This window comes from Pseudidiomarina mangrovi (genome assembly GCF_003999375.1).
In the GTDB taxonomy this organism is placed as follows: Bacteria; Pseudomonadota; Gammaproteobacteria; order Enterobacterales; family Alteromonadaceae; genus Pseudidiomarina; species Pseudidiomarina mangrovi.
Map to the genome: position 1 here is coordinate 1 of NZ_RJLC01000010.1, position 16,410 is coordinate 16,410.

The following is a 16,410-nucleotide window of genomic DNA, read 5'->3' on the forward strand; positions in this document are numbered from 1 at the left end:
GAGGGTAAGGACTCTGGCGAAGTTATCGTGCTGAAAGGGCCGATGACAGGGGCAGAAATACACAGTGCGTTGGAAGCTGCCTACTACCAACTGGTCACACAAGAAGGTTAAGGGTGTTAATGGCCAACTAAACTGACCCACTTTCGGCCATTAATTTTGATCCACTTCTCGTGGCTTCGGCCGCATTTTCGTGAGTAGCGCGCATTCACCGCACATTCGCCCCTTTCTTAAAACCAATCAACGAGCGGCCAAGCTCGGTAACTGTTATTTGTCGTGACTCGGTAATCGCCGCGAGAAAGTTGGGTTTCGCTCCATGTTCCCAAATGCCGAGCAATCCGAAAAAATAACAGTAGCGTTGCCGAAATAGAAACTTGCGTGGATCTTCGTCTTCTTCGTGCCAAATTTTGCGCTCGATGGGCTCCCGCATAATGCCGGCAACTATTCCCGCGAGTAGGTCGTACAGCATTTCATCACTTACCGGTGTTTGCGGATGCAGTAAACTGCTCTGTAATAGCATGATTGGCGCCGCGCTCTGCTGTAATGGGCATTCATTGGAGTAGGTGATGTACCCCCAGTTAAACTTGCGCAGTGTTGTCTCGAGCAATACTAAGTAGAGTTGTGCGTAGTCGCGCATTGCCACTAGTTCTAGGCCTTTGAGGGTAAGTCCCATTGTTGTTTTCGTGGTTTCAACTATGCCACTCATCAGCAAAATGTGACGAAGCACAGTCACTGCTTTAACAACAGACTCAGAGCTGGGCTGATACCGCTGCAATTCACGGATCATGGGATAGCGGTCGTCGCTCAATTCAGCAAACATGGCTTTCACGTATTTAACCGGTAAATAGCCACTACTGGTGAACTTGATTTGTTTACTCAACATATCGACCAACATCGGCATGACTGCGCGCACAATAGGAGCGTCCTTTGCTAACTCAACGGGTGGCGCTTGAATGTGTAGGGGACGATAGCCGAAAGGATCATTATCAAAGGGTTGGAGATGCTCAAAGCCGTACAGGTCTTCAATGGTATCGTAGATATGAAAACGCATCGCTTGATCGGCTGCATTACTTAGAGGGTGTTGAAATTGCTCGATGTCTTCGTCTTCGTCGAGTTGGTCGAAGCCATGTACTGTACAAAAGGCCGGCTGTGGTGCCACGCCGTCGGTAACGGTTAAATGGTAAAACTCATCTAAACGTTGTTGTAAGAGCGTGAGGTCCGGCTTACGCGTGCTGCGTTTAGGTAAATTCCAGATGCCACCGCTGTCTTCCTCTGGACACGCTCCAGTAGCTTTACGCAATCTCACGCCTAGTTCATTTGCGTCTATTACGCTGCCAAGGTGACGCACCGTATGTTCCCAATCATCGCCAAAGTCATATAAATACGTCATGGCGCTGCCCTTTCGCGGCAAGACCTCGGTGATTTTGATGCCAAACTCAGGTTGATCGTCACTCGGCTCAACGTCGTCAAAATAGTCGGTAAACGTACCTTTTATGGTGGTGAACAGATGCAAATGGCTGAGTTCCCAACCCATTGCTAGCTGAATGTAGTGATGCAACTGATGCAGGTCGGTCGCCGCCGGCACCCGCAGAGTTCGCGTGATCGGGTAGGGCGTGTCGTTGAGTGTGATTTCGAGATCGATGTATTTGGGCATAGAAAACTCCTTCGTTTTAGTTTAACGGAATTTTCTACTTATAACTGCTCGGATTTTCCGGGGGGGCTCACAACTATCGCGCCCGTTGCGCTTGGAAGTGTCTTGTTTGCAGCGGTAATAGCGCAGTAAAGGCGTCGGCTAACGAATAATCAGCTCCCCACATCTTCGCCAGACTATCCTTGGTTTGCACCGACGAAAAGCCTGCCGCCTCAGTCTTTAGGCTATGGAGAGGCTCACGTACGCGGAGCTTTTGTTCCGCGGTCAGGCAGTTAAAGCGACTGAGTTTATCAAGCACAAACCCAGCCTGAGCGGCTTGGCGGCCTTTGTAGCGGTTCACATTAGGAACGAAATCTCCATACCACACAGCCAAAGCAACCTGCTCTAAGCGGTTCTTAGAGAGGTTTGAATTGGGCTGTTTGACCAATTGGTCAAATGCGTGTTGAAGATTCATCATGTCAATGCCTATAACCGTCTACTGCTGATGTTTCTTGAGTTGCAGTATAACGTGCTCAATATTTGAGCGCAACTTCTCAGGGTCATGGTGATACTCAGCCGCTTCATAGCCTCGCTCAGCGAATGATTCAATGGTGAAACAGCCGTTTGTGTAAAGCGCTAAGATATCAGAAACATCGTCCGCTGCGCATCGGGATAATTTCGAAACAGCAATATCGACAGGGTTCGCTACATAGCAATCTAGATATTTATTTCCAGTTTCCAGCGGAATAGCTCGATCTCGATAGTCGGGACTGACTACAGGTGTGGAGTCTACATTAAAAGTCTTATCAAATTCGATCAACGAGGGACCATAGTCCGGATGATCATAGTATGCTGTATTAGTAACAAATTTGATCTCACCGATATTCAGTCCCTCTTTGGCAACCATAGCAACGTCAAGGTCGTTACTTGCACGACTGTTTACGAATAGGTGAGTTGCACATCCACCGAAAATATAGGCCTTTATAGCGCCACCGGGGGCTGCTGCAAGCTGTTCCGTGAGTTCCTGGTCAATATTCTGAAGAAGTTCGATAATAGCTTGGCTTAGTGGGCTCGAGGTGTTGATTGGCATTTGCATTCATCCTTGTGATTAAGACTCCGTGAAGCCTCAATGTTAGACCACCTTCGGTAAAACTGGCAAACCCCGGCGGCGTTGCCGCCTCTAACCAATCAAATTTGACCAAATTTCGCTCAGTTACTATCATTACAACCCGTTCACGCAAAAAGAACTAAAGGAGCTATTCCGCATGTCGGATGCTAAGGGAAACAACTCATCCAACTACTCGTTTGACTTGGCTCGCATGGCTGAGGCTGTTGAGGGTAAGGACTCTGGCGAAGTTATCGTGCTGAAAGGGCCGATGACAGGGGCAGAAATACACCGTGAGTTGGAAGCCGCGTACTACCAGCTGGTCACACAAGAAGGTTAAGGGAAGTCATCCTCGAGGATAATTGTCATGGAACGACAGGTATCAGTAAGTTTTCACTTTTTAAAAATCTACATGAATGCGAGTGTATCGCCTCCGCGTTGTCACCCTAATGAACTTTCAGATCAAGCAAAATTTAATCAGTTTATAGAACGCTATCTTGCCCATGGCTTTGGCGATGCAATGCATTTTCCGGGTCGGCTGAAGGAATCTACTGACGTCGATACTAACGACCGACAGTTTGTTGCTAAAGTGCAGTTTGCACGTAAGCATATGCTGTGGCACTACCATATTGGTATTCCGTGCTACGATTCTGTCAGTTTGGGAAATCGGGGTGATTGGCTATCTGCCTACGTGCTCAATTTCCAACGATTCAGTGATCACAAGATCAAGCTTGTAGACTTAAATAGTCACCCGCCATTTGAATTACCTCGCGATAACCATCTTGAAGGTGAGATTGCTATCCCTGGTGGGAACACTAGGCATTTAAAAGTGGTTAAGTGACTTAAGGGGCAGGCAGTTAGCGCCGCATCGCCGACCTTGGACAGAAAAATGGTCAATCTGTCATGGTACTAGGAATAAATAGGAATTTTAATACCGTTTCTTAAGACCGAAAACTAAATAGGCTTAACGCCATGAGTAAAGCTAAAGATGCTTTTGAAGGCCCTCGCTATCTGCTCGATACCAACACGCTGCTTCACGTGTGCTTGATCAGTAATTCTTATGTTAGAGAGCTGCTGGGACTGATAGCTCAATCGGGCGGCGTCGTGATTGTATCGTCACGGACAATAGAAGAAGCCTTACACGCCGTTAAAAAATACCGGGATAATCCACCACTATTTTACATAGCTCTCAATCAATCGGCAGTTAAATTTGACTGGTTAATCGATGATGACTTGAACGATATCCTTTTATGTGAGGCCGAGTTTGGTACTGATGCTCACATCTACAGTGCGGCGAAAAAACTTGATGCAAGCGTTGTAACTGGAGACATAGATCTCATTCGCAAGCTTCGGGAGCATGGTATTCCTGCACACTCGGCTGTCACACTCCGAAGAAATATTTTAGAGGCTTCCGGGCAATATAATATAAACACTGATCTCATCATCAGAACGTTTCCATTTTCTTCTAAAGCTGGCAGTGTCTATGTGCGAGCGAGCTCAGCAGGATGGCATGGAGTGCGCGATGGCCACAAATATACGCTTTTTGACTTTGTGGGTTTTGGGTGGTGTTACTTCGATTCTAATCCGACTAAACCTAAGTGGGTCTTTAAAACCCCTGAAGGGGAGCTGCTTATTGTTTTATGGGGGGCAACGAGTACTGATCTAATTGTGTCAGTAAGCTTTGAACGCAAAGCCCTTTATGAAGTTAAGTATACTTTGCGAGTTGCTGAGAGCCCTTCTGATAAGGGACAAGATAGCAGAACAGTTAAGAATGCACCCCCAAATATAGGGCTACGGGGTGGCAACATTGGACACACACGAACGGGACATCATTATTTGAACGGAACTATAGCTAATTTTTTGACAACGCCGCACAGTATGAGCGGAAAGACTTGGAAAAAGCTAATTAACTTGCGTGATGAAGTTCCCGATCCAGGCACAGCGAATACGATCGTTTTCGCCATAAAACTGTGCCAATTAGACTACAGTACTGGGCAGGTGATACTCCCTTCACATTCTGATGTTATTCGTCGTATGTATAATACTGACTAGGTAAATTGACATTTGTGCACCTTATTTTTTATGAGTTTCAAGCCTTGATGCTAGCCAAACCCCGGCGGCGTTGCCGCCGGTTACCACCTTTTCATGAGTTAGGCTATAATCATCACCAGTCTTTCAGTTGAGCCGCATATGAGCATTCAGAACGCTGAGAACATTGCGCAACAGGTCGCGAAGATCGCTTGGGATGGGAAATTTCCCGTGAACCCCGAGAAGATTGTGCGCACCCTAAATGCGCTGCGCCAGCGTGATGGTGGCACGCCACTGATAGAATTGGTTGGCGCGTCAACAGCTGACTTGAATGGCGCGAGCGGTATGGCTGAATGGGTGGAGCAGGGCGCTGCGCAGTACAAATGCTCTTTCAATAATCAAGAATCCTTGGCCCGTCAGCGATTCACCCAAGCGCATGAGCTCGGTCACGTGATGCTCAAGCATGTTGACCAAAAGACTCCCCGTATGCGCGATGACCGCTTCGATAACGATACTCCCATTGAAACGGATGCGAATGCCTTTGCCGCTGAATTGCTTATGCCGCGCCGATGGATGCCCGAGCTCTTTGCGCGCGCGGAATCATTGACTGCGTTGGCCGAAACCCTTGGCGTTTCGATTACGGCGCTGCATTATCGGCTGAAGAATTTGCGCATTGCTTAAGGGGCAGGCATTGCTTAAGGGGCAGGCACTTAAGCCTCGCCTGTGCTAAGGTGCAGGCAGTTAACGCGGCATCGCAAAAGATGGGGTTTGCCTGCTGCGCAGCCAAACCCCGGCGGCGTTGCCGCCTCACGGAAGATCTCGTTGTTTTGATTAGTGGCTATCGCGCGCGTTGCGCCTGGAAGTGTCGTGTTTGCAGCGGTAGCAGCGCGGTAAAGGCATCCGCCAAAGGATAATCAACCCCCCACATCTTAGCGAGGCTATCCCTCCCGATTAGATTAACGTAATCGCCCTTGCTAAAACCATCATTGTGAACCATAATCTACAAAAATTTGTTAAAAGCGGCTCACTATGATACTAAATCTAGAGTTCTCCAATTTCTATAGCTTCGCAGGCGAGGCGGTTCTTTCCTTTGAGATGGGAAAGAAGCCAATGCAGTCGAGCTTTGATATCAACTTAGCTGATGACGAGCGAGTCAACAAAGCTGTTGCTGTGATTGGGCCAAATGGAGCGGGTAAAACGCAGTTTATCAAACCACTGGCCTTTCTGAGTTGGTTTATATCGTCATCGTTTCTCAATCTTGAGCCCGATGTAAAGCTGCCCTATCGACCTCATTTATTGAATGAGCAAGCCCTGACCACCTTTGTTCTGCGCTTTATTGTTAATGGCGAACAGTATAAATATTCGCTGACGCTTAAAGATCGACAGGTGGTATCTGAAGCGCTTTATAAAAAAACCAGCCGTCTCTACAGTTTTATTTTTGTTCGTGAGTTTGTTGAGGCTCGATCTGGCGAAGTTAAGGTCAACTATAAGCAGCGGGATTTTTCATTTTCTCCTAAAAAGGCGCGTGAGATTCGACGAAATGCGTCATTGCTATCAGCCGCGTATAGTTTTGACGTGCCTGAAGCATTGGCATTTGTGAAATTTGCTCAGTCTATTCGGCATAATGTCCATGTATATGGCCGCTTTCATTATGATGATAACGCTTTGATTGGCTCTGCACATGACCTGCTGGATGACGAAGACCTTCGTAAACGTGTTGTCGAATGTTTGTCGCGGCTCGATCTTGGGATGACGGATGTTGTAATTCGTAAAGAAAAAGTTTTCGCTAAGGAAAGTGGAGAGGAACAAGAAATAGCTGTTCCTTATGGCGTACATCAGTCTGAACAGGGGCGTTTTGAACTGCGGTTTAGGGAGGAATCCAGTGGGACAAAGTCTGCGTTTGTACTGTTAACAAGCTTAATACCCGTCCTTGTACATGGCGGTATTGCGGTAATTGATGAGCTTGATAATGATCTTCATCCACATATGCTTCCGCATCTTTTGGACTTGTTTAGGTACGAAACTACTAATCCACATAATGCCCAAATTGTATTTAGCTGCCATACTCCTGAGATTCTAAACGTGCTGCAAAAACACCAAGTTTACTTGGTTGAAAAGGCTGCGTTGAATAGTGAATCATGGCGACTCGATGACGTAGCCGGTTTGCGCGCGGACGACAATTTGTATGCAAAATATATGGCGGGCGCATTAGAGGCTGTACCGAACTTATAAGCAGGGAGCATTTGTATGGCGAGACAAGGAAGGCCAAGACGGCGTGTTAAAGTTGCGACATTACTGGCTGTTGGCGAAGGCCCTGCGGACCGAGCTTTCATTAACCATTTAAAAGGGTTGTACAGTCATGACTCTGGCCAAAAGGTGACCGTAGATACTGCAGATGGCGGTTCACCAGCGGTCATGATTCAACATGTTATCAGGAAATATCGGTATGCCGATTATGATCGACGGTTGTTACTTCTTGATGAAGATATTCCGATTGATGCTGACGCTTTAAAGAACGCGCGCCAAGGAAATATCGAGTTAATCATTTCTAAACCTGTATGCTTGGAAGGAATGTTGTTGTGCGTTCTTGGGCAACAGATCCCTAATGGTGCTAATGCAGATCATTGCAAAGCAACTCTTTATCCTCAGCTAGCTGGTAAACCAACTGACAGAAATTCATATGGTCAGTTATTTCCGAGACCAGTTATCGATGGTACCGATAAACCTGAAGTAGTCAGACTGCGAAAGATTGTGAGTAATGAGCATTAGCGATACTTACTTCATGCCCTCAATGCGGAGGCCCAAATGGGCCGGATGCCCCTAAGCATTTTATGCGATCGCAAAAATAGTGGCGATTGAAGTCACTTAGAGTGCAGAATTTATGCGATCGAATAAATTACTTGGCAAATGAGCCCAATTGAGGCTATATTTATGCGATTGCATAAATATGCTAAGGGGGTTCTGTGATTGAAGTGAAAGATACCCAGCAGTTGGGGCGGTTAGTTCGGGCGGTTCGTAAGTCGCAGCAACTCGACCAGGTCACGGCCGGCTCGGTGGCTGGCTGTGGCTTGACTTTTGTGAGTCAATTCGAAAACGGCAAACCGACCGTGCAACTGGCGAAGGCGCTGCAGTTGCTCGATGCACTCGGCATCAAGGTGTGGATTGATTTACCACCAGAACTTGGTGAACACGATGCCCGCTAAGTCGCGTCAACTGGCGGTTTGGTTCAATCAGCGCCAGGTAGGGCTGTTGAGCGAGCACGATGGCTGGTGGCAGTTTCACTACTCGGCCAGTTGGCTGAGTGCTGAGGATGCTTTTGCCATTGCGCCCCGTTTGCCGCTGCAAGACGAGCCATTTATCGATAGCGCTAATCTGCGCCCGGTGCAGTGGTGGTTTGATAATTTATTGCCTGAGGAGCAAGCTCGGCAATTATTAGCGCAGCACCATAGGTTGGCGGTCGACGACAGCTTTGCGCTGTTGCAAGCGGTCGGTGCGGAATCGGCGGGTGCCTTGACGCTATTGGCGCCTGGTGAGGTGTTACCAGCAGCGTCAGCGGAGCCGCTCGCAAAGGCTGAGCTGAGTCGTCGCATTCGCCAACTGCCGCGTCTGCCACTGAATGATGGCGAGCGCAAACGCATGTCGTTGGCCGGCGCCCAACATAAGATGCTGTTGATTGCCGACGGGCAACAGTATTTCGAACCCGTGGGTGACACGCCATCGAGCCACATTCTGAAGCCGGAACACAGCCAACCAGAGCTTTATCCATTTACCGTCCGAAACGAGTGGTTTGTGATGCGCTTGGCAGATGCGTGCGGTCTGTGGGTGCCCCCAGTGGCAGTCGATTACGTGCCAGAAGCGATTTACTTGGTCGAGCGCTTTGATCGGCAGGGTTGCTATCCACACCAGACGCGCCTGCATGTGCTCGATGGATGCCAAGTTTTAGGGCTGCCAGCGCATGCTAAGTATCGCGAAAGTAGTCTTGAAAATCTTGCTTTGCTGCTGAGCAAGACGCGGCGAAAGGCTCAGAACACCTTGCGTATCTATCGCTGGCTGGTGTTCAATTTTTTGCTTGGCAACGGTGATGCACATTTAAAAAATTTGTCGTTCGACATGCGCGCCGATGGACTCGATCTGAGCCCTCATTATGATTTACTGTCTACTGTTATCTATGAGGCGCCGCACCAGTATGCGGATGCGTTACTGTCACAACCATTACCGGGCGCCACGCGCTTTTCCGAAGTACGGCGTCAGCATTTGCTGGAAGCGGCAACTCTATTGGGCTTGCGAACGGCAATTGCGAACCGTGAAATTGATCGCCTGTTGCAAGTGATACGGCCCGCTGCCGATGCGCTCATCGCACAGCTAGAAGCGAATGGCATACCCGGCGAACTACGTATGTTACGACAGATCAGCTCATTGGCTATTGACGAGTTTTCGGCGCAATTGAAATGCTAAGGGGCAGGCACTTAAGGCTAAGGGGCAGGCACTTAAGCGAAAAAAGCTTAAGTGCCTGCCCCTTAGCCTTTCATGTTTTTTACTTTGCAAAATTCTGATAATTCGGCTATTTTTTAACACCTAAGTCTACATCGTTTGCTATAGCGCAGTACCTATAACAACAAATTCATCAGGTTCTGGAGTTTCCCATGGTTGGTCGTGGTTTTTCACTCAAAGGCGCTATAGCTCAGGCTATAGCATTGGTTTTCGCAGCTGGCGCGGTGGTTAGCGCGGCTATGCCGACAACGGCAGCGGCGCAAGAGTCGCTCCCCAGCTTTGAGCTGCTGGCAGACGTCAATCCCGGGCTCAGCCAATTCCCCGGCTTGAACATCAACGAGATGACCAGCTTCAACGGCAAGTTGTATATGGCCGCTACCGGTGAGCTTCATCTTGGCTATGAGTTGTATGAGTATGACCCAGCTACCGACCAATTGCGTTTAGTCAGCGATATCCGCCCCGGCCAATCGTCTAGTTTCCCATCGGAGTTTCAGGAATATGACGGCAAGTTGTATTTCCGTGCCGGCCGCTATGTAGAAGGTCAAGAACTGTTCGTTTTCGACCCGGTTGAGAATAGCGTTGAGCTCGTAGTTGATTTAACCCCGCAAGATTTTCAAAACACCTCGCCGAATAGTTTCGTAGTATTTGATAACAAACTGTATTTTAATGGGGTCGATAGCACCAATACGCCTAAAGTGTTTCAGTACGACTCTGCGACTGGCGAAACCATTGCCATGACCGGCCCGACAAGTTGGAGCGGATTAGTCGCTACTGGCAGTGGCCTGTGGATGGTGCTGACCGGCGCAGAAACCGACCCGAACACCAACGAAAAATACTTTTTATACCGCCATACGGCCGGCAGTGCTGGCTTTACTCGCGTTGATATCCCGGCTCCTACGGCTATCGGCTCGGCCAATTTTTATAGCCCGCGCGCTATCAAAGGCCAAGACGGCGTGATTGTGGCACTGCCATACAGCCCATTGGGCGGCGCGGTGTTATTTGATACCGTTCAACAGACTGTTACCTATGCCCCCTCGTTGGCAGGCACCTTTAATAACCGCAATGTGGTGTTGAGCGATGGCCGGTTTTGGTGGTTTGATTATGCCAGTGGCGGTTCAGGCTTTTCGCTGCAAAGCATCGCGGCAGGCGAAACTACGCTGACTGAGCACCCAAGCAGCACCGCCTTCAACTATGTGTCGCAGCTGTACGCGGCTAGTAGCGGTCTGTATTTTGACCCAGATATCCCCAATTTTGGCGTAGAGCCATGGCGCTATGTGCCGGGCAGCAACACCTTCCAAGCGCTCGGTGATTTGCTACCGGGAGCTCAAGCCTCGTACCCACGCTGGTTCACGGAACTCAATGGGGTGGTGTATGCCGGTGCTGAATTACCCGATACCGGCAATGAATTAATCGCCATTGGCGGCACCGACACCGAATTTGCTTTGGTGGCAGAGTTGGGCTCGGCTGCTAACTCTGGTGGGGCGCAAAATGCCGTTGCCAGTGGCCGCGACGTGTTTTTCATCGGCGTTACCGGTGATCAGCCACAAGCCGGTTCAGAGCCTATTGTAGAAGGCGTTGAAACGGTAGAGCGCGCTGAAACGCTAGAGCGTGAGCAAATTCAAGACGCCGGCTTAGGCCCAGATACTCGCGAAATTTACCGCGTTAATGTCGATACCCGTGTGGTCACCAAAATGACCACCTTCTCGTCGGCTACCGAAGCGCCGTTTTACTCGCAACTACATACTCTCGGTGACTACATCATTTTTGCGGTGAATTTTGCCGAGAGCTTTGGCTATTACGCAATGCACAAAGCTACCGGTGCCTTGACTGAAATTACCCTACCAGCGGGCTTCATTCCCGGCAGCAGCCAAGACTTTGGTGCTGAAGGCGTGCTATTGCAGCTGGTCGACCCAGGTACCTTTCGGCGCGAGTATTATTTGTTGCAACCCGATTTATCGCTGGTCACATTCGATAGCGTCACCGTTGGCATCGATGTGATTGAAGTAGGCCGCGTGGTGCCGTTTAACGGCTATTTGTATTTCAGCGCGATGAACGCAGCGAGCAGTGCTACAGGTATTTATCGCTACCAGCCAGGCACCGGTATTGTTGAGCCCGCATTTGATGCGACGGCGTTTGGCTTGGGTACTTCGGCCAGCTCGTACGCCAGTTTGGTTATTGCTGTCGCGGCTGATCGCTTGATTTTTAATGTCGCTGGCATTGGTAATTTTGCCCCATATATGTTGACCACCAGCGGCGAAATATTACCCATTGTTGGTGCCGATCAACCTATTTATAGTGTTGAAGCGGTTGATCAAACACTGGTCTTTACCGATTTTTCTGCCGTAGTTGGTGTGTACGATTTAGCCACCGATTCGTTGAGCACTGCTTCCTATACTCCGGCGATCAATGATGTGACCTATTTCGCCGAACAAGTGGTGATTTTTGAGGGGCAGGTACTGGTTAAGGGTAACAACCTAACCGATGGTTCAGGCGAATTGTTCGCGCTGAATTTAACCGATAACAGCATCACTCCCTATGTGTCGACCATGCCAGGTGCGGCGAGCATGGACATTGGCCCGCTGTTGCAGCTGTCAGACCAAATTGTTGCCCCGGCGTTTCGTGCCGACGTGGGCTACGAGTTGTTCACCCTGATTTATAACCGTGCACCGACTATTAGCGGTACGCCAGACACCACCGTTGCGCAGGGCGATACCTATACCTTCACGCCAACCGGCAGTGATGCCGATAACGAACCGTTTAGTTATGTAATTGAAAACAAGCCGAGCTGGGCTTCTTTTAGCACTGTCACCGGCGCGCTGACCGGCACCCCGGGCAATAGCGATGTGGGTACCTACAGTAATATCAGCATTGGTATTACCGATGGCAAAGCCACCACCAAGCTGCCTGTGTTTAGCATTGAAGTGACCAACGTCAACGATGCGCCGACTATTAGTGGTGCTCCGGAAACGTTAACCGTGCTGCAAGACCAAGTGTGGAGCTTCACGCCAGCCATTGGCGATGTTGATGTGGGTGATCAGTTGACCTTGAGCTTGAATGCCGGCGCACCGGCTTGGTTGCAGGTCAATGGCGGCACTATTAGCGGAACGCCAGGCAATAGCGATGTGGGGGTGACGGGCTCTATTGTGGTTACCGTGACCGATCCTGCGGGCGCTTTTGCGTCGCTGCCAGGCTTTAGCATCACCGTGCAGAACGTCAACGATGCGCCGACTATTGGTGGTACGCCCGACTTAGAGATCAACCAAGGCGCGCTGTATGAGTTTAAGGCGCTGGGTAACGATATCGATGTCGGCGATGAGTTGTCCTATGTGGTAGTCGGTGAGCCGCGGTGGCTGAGCTTTGACCGCACTAGCGGCCTATTAAGTGGCACACCAAGCAACGCTGATGTGGGTCAGCATGGGCCAATTACTATTGTGGTCAGCGATCTTGCTGGTGCCACTGCGGTATTGCCGGAGTTCACCATTACCGTGCTCAACGTCAATGATGCGCCGACTATTAGCGGTACGCCTGATCTTCGGGTCGATCAAGATCAGCCGTATTACTTCAAACCGACCGCGGACGATATTGACGTAGGTGCGCAGCTGACCTTCAGCCTGAGCCCAGCAGCGCCGAGCTGGCTGAGCTTCAGCACCGCTAGCGGCATTTTAGACGGCACGCCAGGCAATACCGATGTCGGCAGCTATGGTCCGTTTATCTTGAGTGTCAGTGATGGCGAGCTGTCTGCGGCGTTACCAGCGTTTACTATTACCGTGGATAACGTTAACGACGCGCCGACTATTTCTGGCACGCCAAGCGGCACCGCAACCCAAGGTCAGGTCTACAGCTTCAGACCAACCATTGATGATGTTGATGTTGGGGATACCTATACGGTCGAGGTCAGCGGTAATCCGGAGTGGTTGAGCTATAACGACAGCACTGGGGTGCTCGGTGGTACGCCAACCAATAATGATGTGGGTGTGACTAGCAACATCGTATTGACCGTGACCGATAGCGCGCAAGCGAGTGCTGAATTGGCATTCAGCCTGACGGTGGCGAACGTCAACGATGCGCCGGTGATCACCAACACACCGCTGCTGACTATCAAAGATGGCGAGGCTTATAGCTTTGTGCCACAGGTCAGCGACCCAGATACTGGGGTAGACCCAGAAGAGAGCTTTACCTTTAGTATCGCTAATCAACCTACTTGGGCTAGCTTCGATTCCAGCACCGGCGCCTTAACGGGTACCCCAGGTGCAGGCGATATCGCTGAGTGGGCCGGCATTACCATCACCGTCACCGACCGTGGTGGTTTAACCGACAGCGTCGGGCCGTTTACCATTACTGTAACCGAGTCGAATCAAGATCCGATTGCCGTGGATGACGCCTACACCGTTGATACAGATAGCTTTGACCCGGCAACGGTATTCCCGATCTTCGACAACGACTTCGACTTCGAAGGGCAGTCGATAACCATCGTCAAGTTTGGAAAGAAATCAGGGCCAGGTATTGGAGCGCTCAGATACGCGGTTGTTGATGGTAAAATCACTGTTACTGGTATGACTATTAGCGTACCGAGTGGCTACATCGGCGAAGTGGTTTATGAGTACATTATCAAAGACCGGCAAAATGCACGTTCTGGTGCAGCTACGGTGACCTTCACCTTTATTGGTTCACCGGGTATTACCCTGATCACGCCAGACGATATCACCATTAATGCTACGGGTGCGTTGACCAAGGTTGACCAGCAACAATTAGGAATAGCTACGGCTACCTTGGGCGAGTCGCAGTTTGCTGTATCGCTCATTAAGCCGCAGGATTCCGATGTATTCACGTCTGGTGTGCATACCTTTACCTGGGTTGCTGGAATGGGTCGTGACGAGGTGAGTAAGCCACAAACCGTGACCATTATTCCGCAGGTGACCTTGGGGCAGGATCTTAAAGTGGAGGCCAACACTGGCGTTGGTGTGTCTGTGCCAGTGACCTTGAGTGGACCAGCACCAAGCTATCCGCATACCGTGCAGTTGCTGGTGAATGGTGGCGCGCGTGAGGTCGTGTTCCAATCGGGTACCAGCGCCAATCTGTCGTTGCCAGGTCTGGCTGATAGTGAACGCTTTGAGATAAGCATTGCTTCAACCGAAAATATTGGCGCAAATGGCTCGATCACTGTGTCGCCTTTGAATCCGGGCCCGCCGAAAACCATTAGCGGAAGAACCTCAAACCCGACGCCAAATCCAGGTGAGCAGGTGCCGATTAACGCTGCGTCAAGACAGAGTGGTCCGGTGTTTCAAGCCACCGATACACTGCGGGCGGTATTGTTGCCAGCCAGTGGCGCACCGGATATTGATGCTGGGGAGGTTTCCCTTATCGTGTTAGAAAATAGTATCCGAGTGTCGGTGACTGTGCCACTCTTCACACCACCCGGAGTATATTTGATTGCGGTGATTGGCACTCGAGACGGTGAGGAAACCGTCGTTATTGCGCCTATCGTGGTGCGTCGAGCACGATCTCCTGCTGCCGAAGACAGCATTATGGCCTTTGAGTACAACCCGAACGACGAAGACTTGTCACGCGAGTTGGATCAAAACGACAACGGTATTGTCGACTACGAAGAAGGTCGTTGGGATGATAACGGCAACGGTATTCCGGCTTACTTAGATCGTGCGTTCAATTCGCATGATATCTGGGCGGACGGTGCCTATGCCACCACCTTGCAAGATCTGCACTTTATTGCCTATCCGAGTTTAGACGGCGATATCAGCAGCATTCGTGTGGCCACCACCCCAGACGCTATGGGTGACTTTAGCCTTGGTGAGCTGAATGCCTTCACGCAAGCAGGCTTGGATATCAGCAGCTACCGCTTCTACGGTGAGTTCTACCGCTTCTTGCTGTTACAGTTGGTGACTGTTGGCGACCAAGCGCCAGTGGTGCTGCCGTTGGATGAGCCGATTGGTGCTGGCGCTGAGTTCTTGCTGTGGCAAGACGGTGCATGGCGTGCCTTTGCTGAAGGTGCTGGTGGCGCGTTGTATAGTGCCAGTTCCGCCTATGGTGCTTGCCCAGCAGCTGACTCTGCTGCGTGGCAGCCGGGCTTGAACGAAGGCCATTGGTGTGTGCAGTTAGTCATTACCGACGGTGGCGTGAATGATACCGATGGTGCTGCCGACGGTGCCATTGAGGTATTCGGTGGCGTGGCCATTGATTCAACGGGTAACGTTGCGCCGGTTGCGGTAGCCGATACCGCTGTTGCGGTATGGCGTGGCACGGCGTCGTTGCTGCCTCTGGCCAACGATACCGACGCCGATGGCGATAGCTTAAGCATTGTCAGCGCGTTAGTTGATATTGGTACGGTGACGGTGAACGCTGCGCGTACTGGTATTCAGTATGTATCGCCGGGTAGCTTTGCTGGCGCGGCCACCATTACTTATGTGGTGACCGACAACAATGGCGGCATGGCGGTGGGTACCGCTACGGTGACGGTGCTTGAGAACCGTGCGCCGGTGCTCGGTGCTGACTCTGCGGCTACTACTTCTGGTCGCCCAGTGAGTGTGAACGTGCTTGCTAACGATGCTGATCCAGATGGCGATGTGCTAAGCCTTACTGGTGCATCGGTGTCTTCGGGTTCTGGCACCGTGTCGTACAGCGGTAGCAACGTGAACTTCACCCCAGCGGCCAGCTTTGTGGGCGTGGCGACGGTGTCGTACACCGTCAGCGACGGCCGTGGTGGCTCAGCGACTGGCACGTTAACCGTGCAGGTTCGCCAGCCGGTTGAAGTCATCGAAGTACGCCCAGCCACTGGCTCGTTCTGGTGGTTCATCACCCTCGGCGGCCTATTGCTCGCCTTCCGCCGCCGTTCTCACTCCGAAGGGAACTGCTAAGGGGCAGGCACTTAAGGAAAAGGCTAAGGGGCAGGCACTTAAGCCGCCCCCCAACCCAAAACCCCTAAGGGGCAGGCACTTAAGGAAAACTTCTAAGGGGCAGGCACTTAAGCATTAAAAAGCTTAAGTGCCTGCCCCTTAGCCTTAAGTGCCTGCCCCTTAGCATTTCCGCCTTAACAATTTTAAAATTAGGTTAATTTTTATATTGCTAAGCGGGGAATGTGTGCTAAATTTTTAAGCAATCTATACAGCTTTTGCTATAGCGCAGTCGCGGTGACTCCGGCTAGAAC

At 50.6% G+C, this 16,410-nt stretch carries 12 protein-coding genes; 9 read left to right on the forward strand and 3 right to left on the reverse strand.

Annotation, left to right across the window (positions count from 1 at the left end; genetic code table 11):
* Positions 1-205: 205 nt before the first annotated feature.
* From EFO84_RS03275 to EFO84_RS03285, 3 genes are all read right to left on the reverse strand, one after another.
* Positions 206-1,651, reverse strand: a complete 1,446-nt coding sequence (locus EFO84_RS03275) for a plasmid pRiA4b ORF-3 family protein (protein ID WP_127346649.1) — start codon at positions 1,649-1,651, stop codon at positions 206-208.
* Positions 1,652-1,724: 73 nt separating this feature from the next.
* Positions 1,725-2,105, reverse strand: a complete 381-nt coding sequence (locus tag EFO84_RS03280) for a hypothetical protein (RefSeq protein WP_127346650.1) — start codon at positions 2,103-2,105, stop codon at positions 1,725-1,727.
* Positions 2,106-2,123: 18 nt separating this feature from the next.
* Complete coding sequence (locus EFO84_RS03285; protein WP_127346651.1) at positions 2,124-2,717, reverse strand: DUF6036 family nucleotidyltransferase; 594 nt, start codon at positions 2,715-2,717, stop codon at positions 2,124-2,126.
* A 175-nt stretch (positions 2,718-2,892) separates the two neighbouring features.
* Here EFO84_RS03285 and EFO84_RS03290 point away from each other — a divergent pair, with 175 nt between their 5' ends.
* The 9 genes from EFO84_RS03290 to EFO84_RS03330 all read left to right on the forward strand — a co-directional run bounded on the left by EFO84_RS03290 (position 2,893) and on the right by EFO84_RS03330 (position 16,120).
* Positions 2,893-3,072: a hypothetical protein gene (locus tag EFO84_RS03290; protein ID WP_127346652.1), complete on the forward strand. Its 180-nt coding sequence runs from the start codon at positions 2,893-2,895 to the stop codon at positions 3,070-3,072.
* A 27-nt stretch (positions 3,073-3,099) separates the two neighbouring features.
* Complete coding sequence (locus EFO84_RS03295; RefSeq protein WP_127346653.1) at positions 3,100-3,573, forward strand: hypothetical protein; 474 nt, start codon at positions 3,100-3,102, stop codon at positions 3,571-3,573.
* Positions 3,574-3,704: 131 nt separating this feature from the next.
* The gene (locus tag EFO84_RS03300; protein ID WP_127346654.1) at positions 3,705-4,784 is read left to right on the forward strand and encodes a PIN domain-containing protein; all 1,080 of its coding nucleotides are present in this window, start codon (positions 3,705-3,707) and stop codon (positions 4,782-4,784) included.
* Positions 4,785-4,922: 138 nt separating this feature from the next.
* Positions 4,923-5,441, forward strand: a complete 519-nt coding sequence (locus EFO84_RS03305) for an ImmA/IrrE family metallo-endopeptidase (RefSeq protein ID WP_127346655.1) — start codon at positions 4,923-4,925, stop codon at positions 5,439-5,441.
* A 348-nt stretch (positions 5,442-5,789) separates the two neighbouring features.
* Positions 5,790-6,992, forward strand: a complete 1,203-nt coding sequence (locus EFO84_RS03310) for an AAA family ATPase (RefSeq protein WP_127346656.1) — start codon at positions 5,790-5,792, stop codon at positions 6,990-6,992.
* Positions 6,993-7,007: 15 nt separating this feature from the next.
* Entirely contained in the window at positions 7,008-7,529 is a 522-nt protein-coding gene (locus EFO84_RS11745; protein ID WP_205701932.1) for a hypothetical protein, read from the forward strand.
* A 194-nt stretch (positions 7,530-7,723) separates the two neighbouring features.
* Positions 7,724-7,963 carry a helix-turn-helix domain-containing protein gene (locus EFO84_RS03320; protein ID WP_127346657.1) on the forward strand — a complete coding sequence of 80 codons (240 nt, stop codon included), beginning with the start codon at positions 7,724-7,726 and terminating at the stop codon, positions 7,961-7,963.
* Positions 7,953-9,215, forward strand: coding sequence for a HipA domain-containing protein (locus tag EFO84_RS03325; RefSeq protein ID WP_127346658.1), 1,263 nt, complete (start codon positions 7,953-7,955; stop codon positions 9,213-9,215). Before EFO84_RS03320 ends, EFO84_RS03325 begins: the two co-directional genes overlap by 11 nt.
* A gap of 188 nt (positions 9,216-9,403) precedes the next feature.
* Positions 9,404-16,120 carry an Ig-like domain-containing protein gene (locus tag EFO84_RS03330; RefSeq protein ID WP_127346659.1) on the forward strand — a complete coding sequence of 2,239 codons (6,717 nt, stop codon included), beginning with the start codon at positions 9,404-9,406 and terminating at the stop codon, positions 16,118-16,120.
* Positions 16,121-16,410 lie beyond the last annotated feature (290 nt).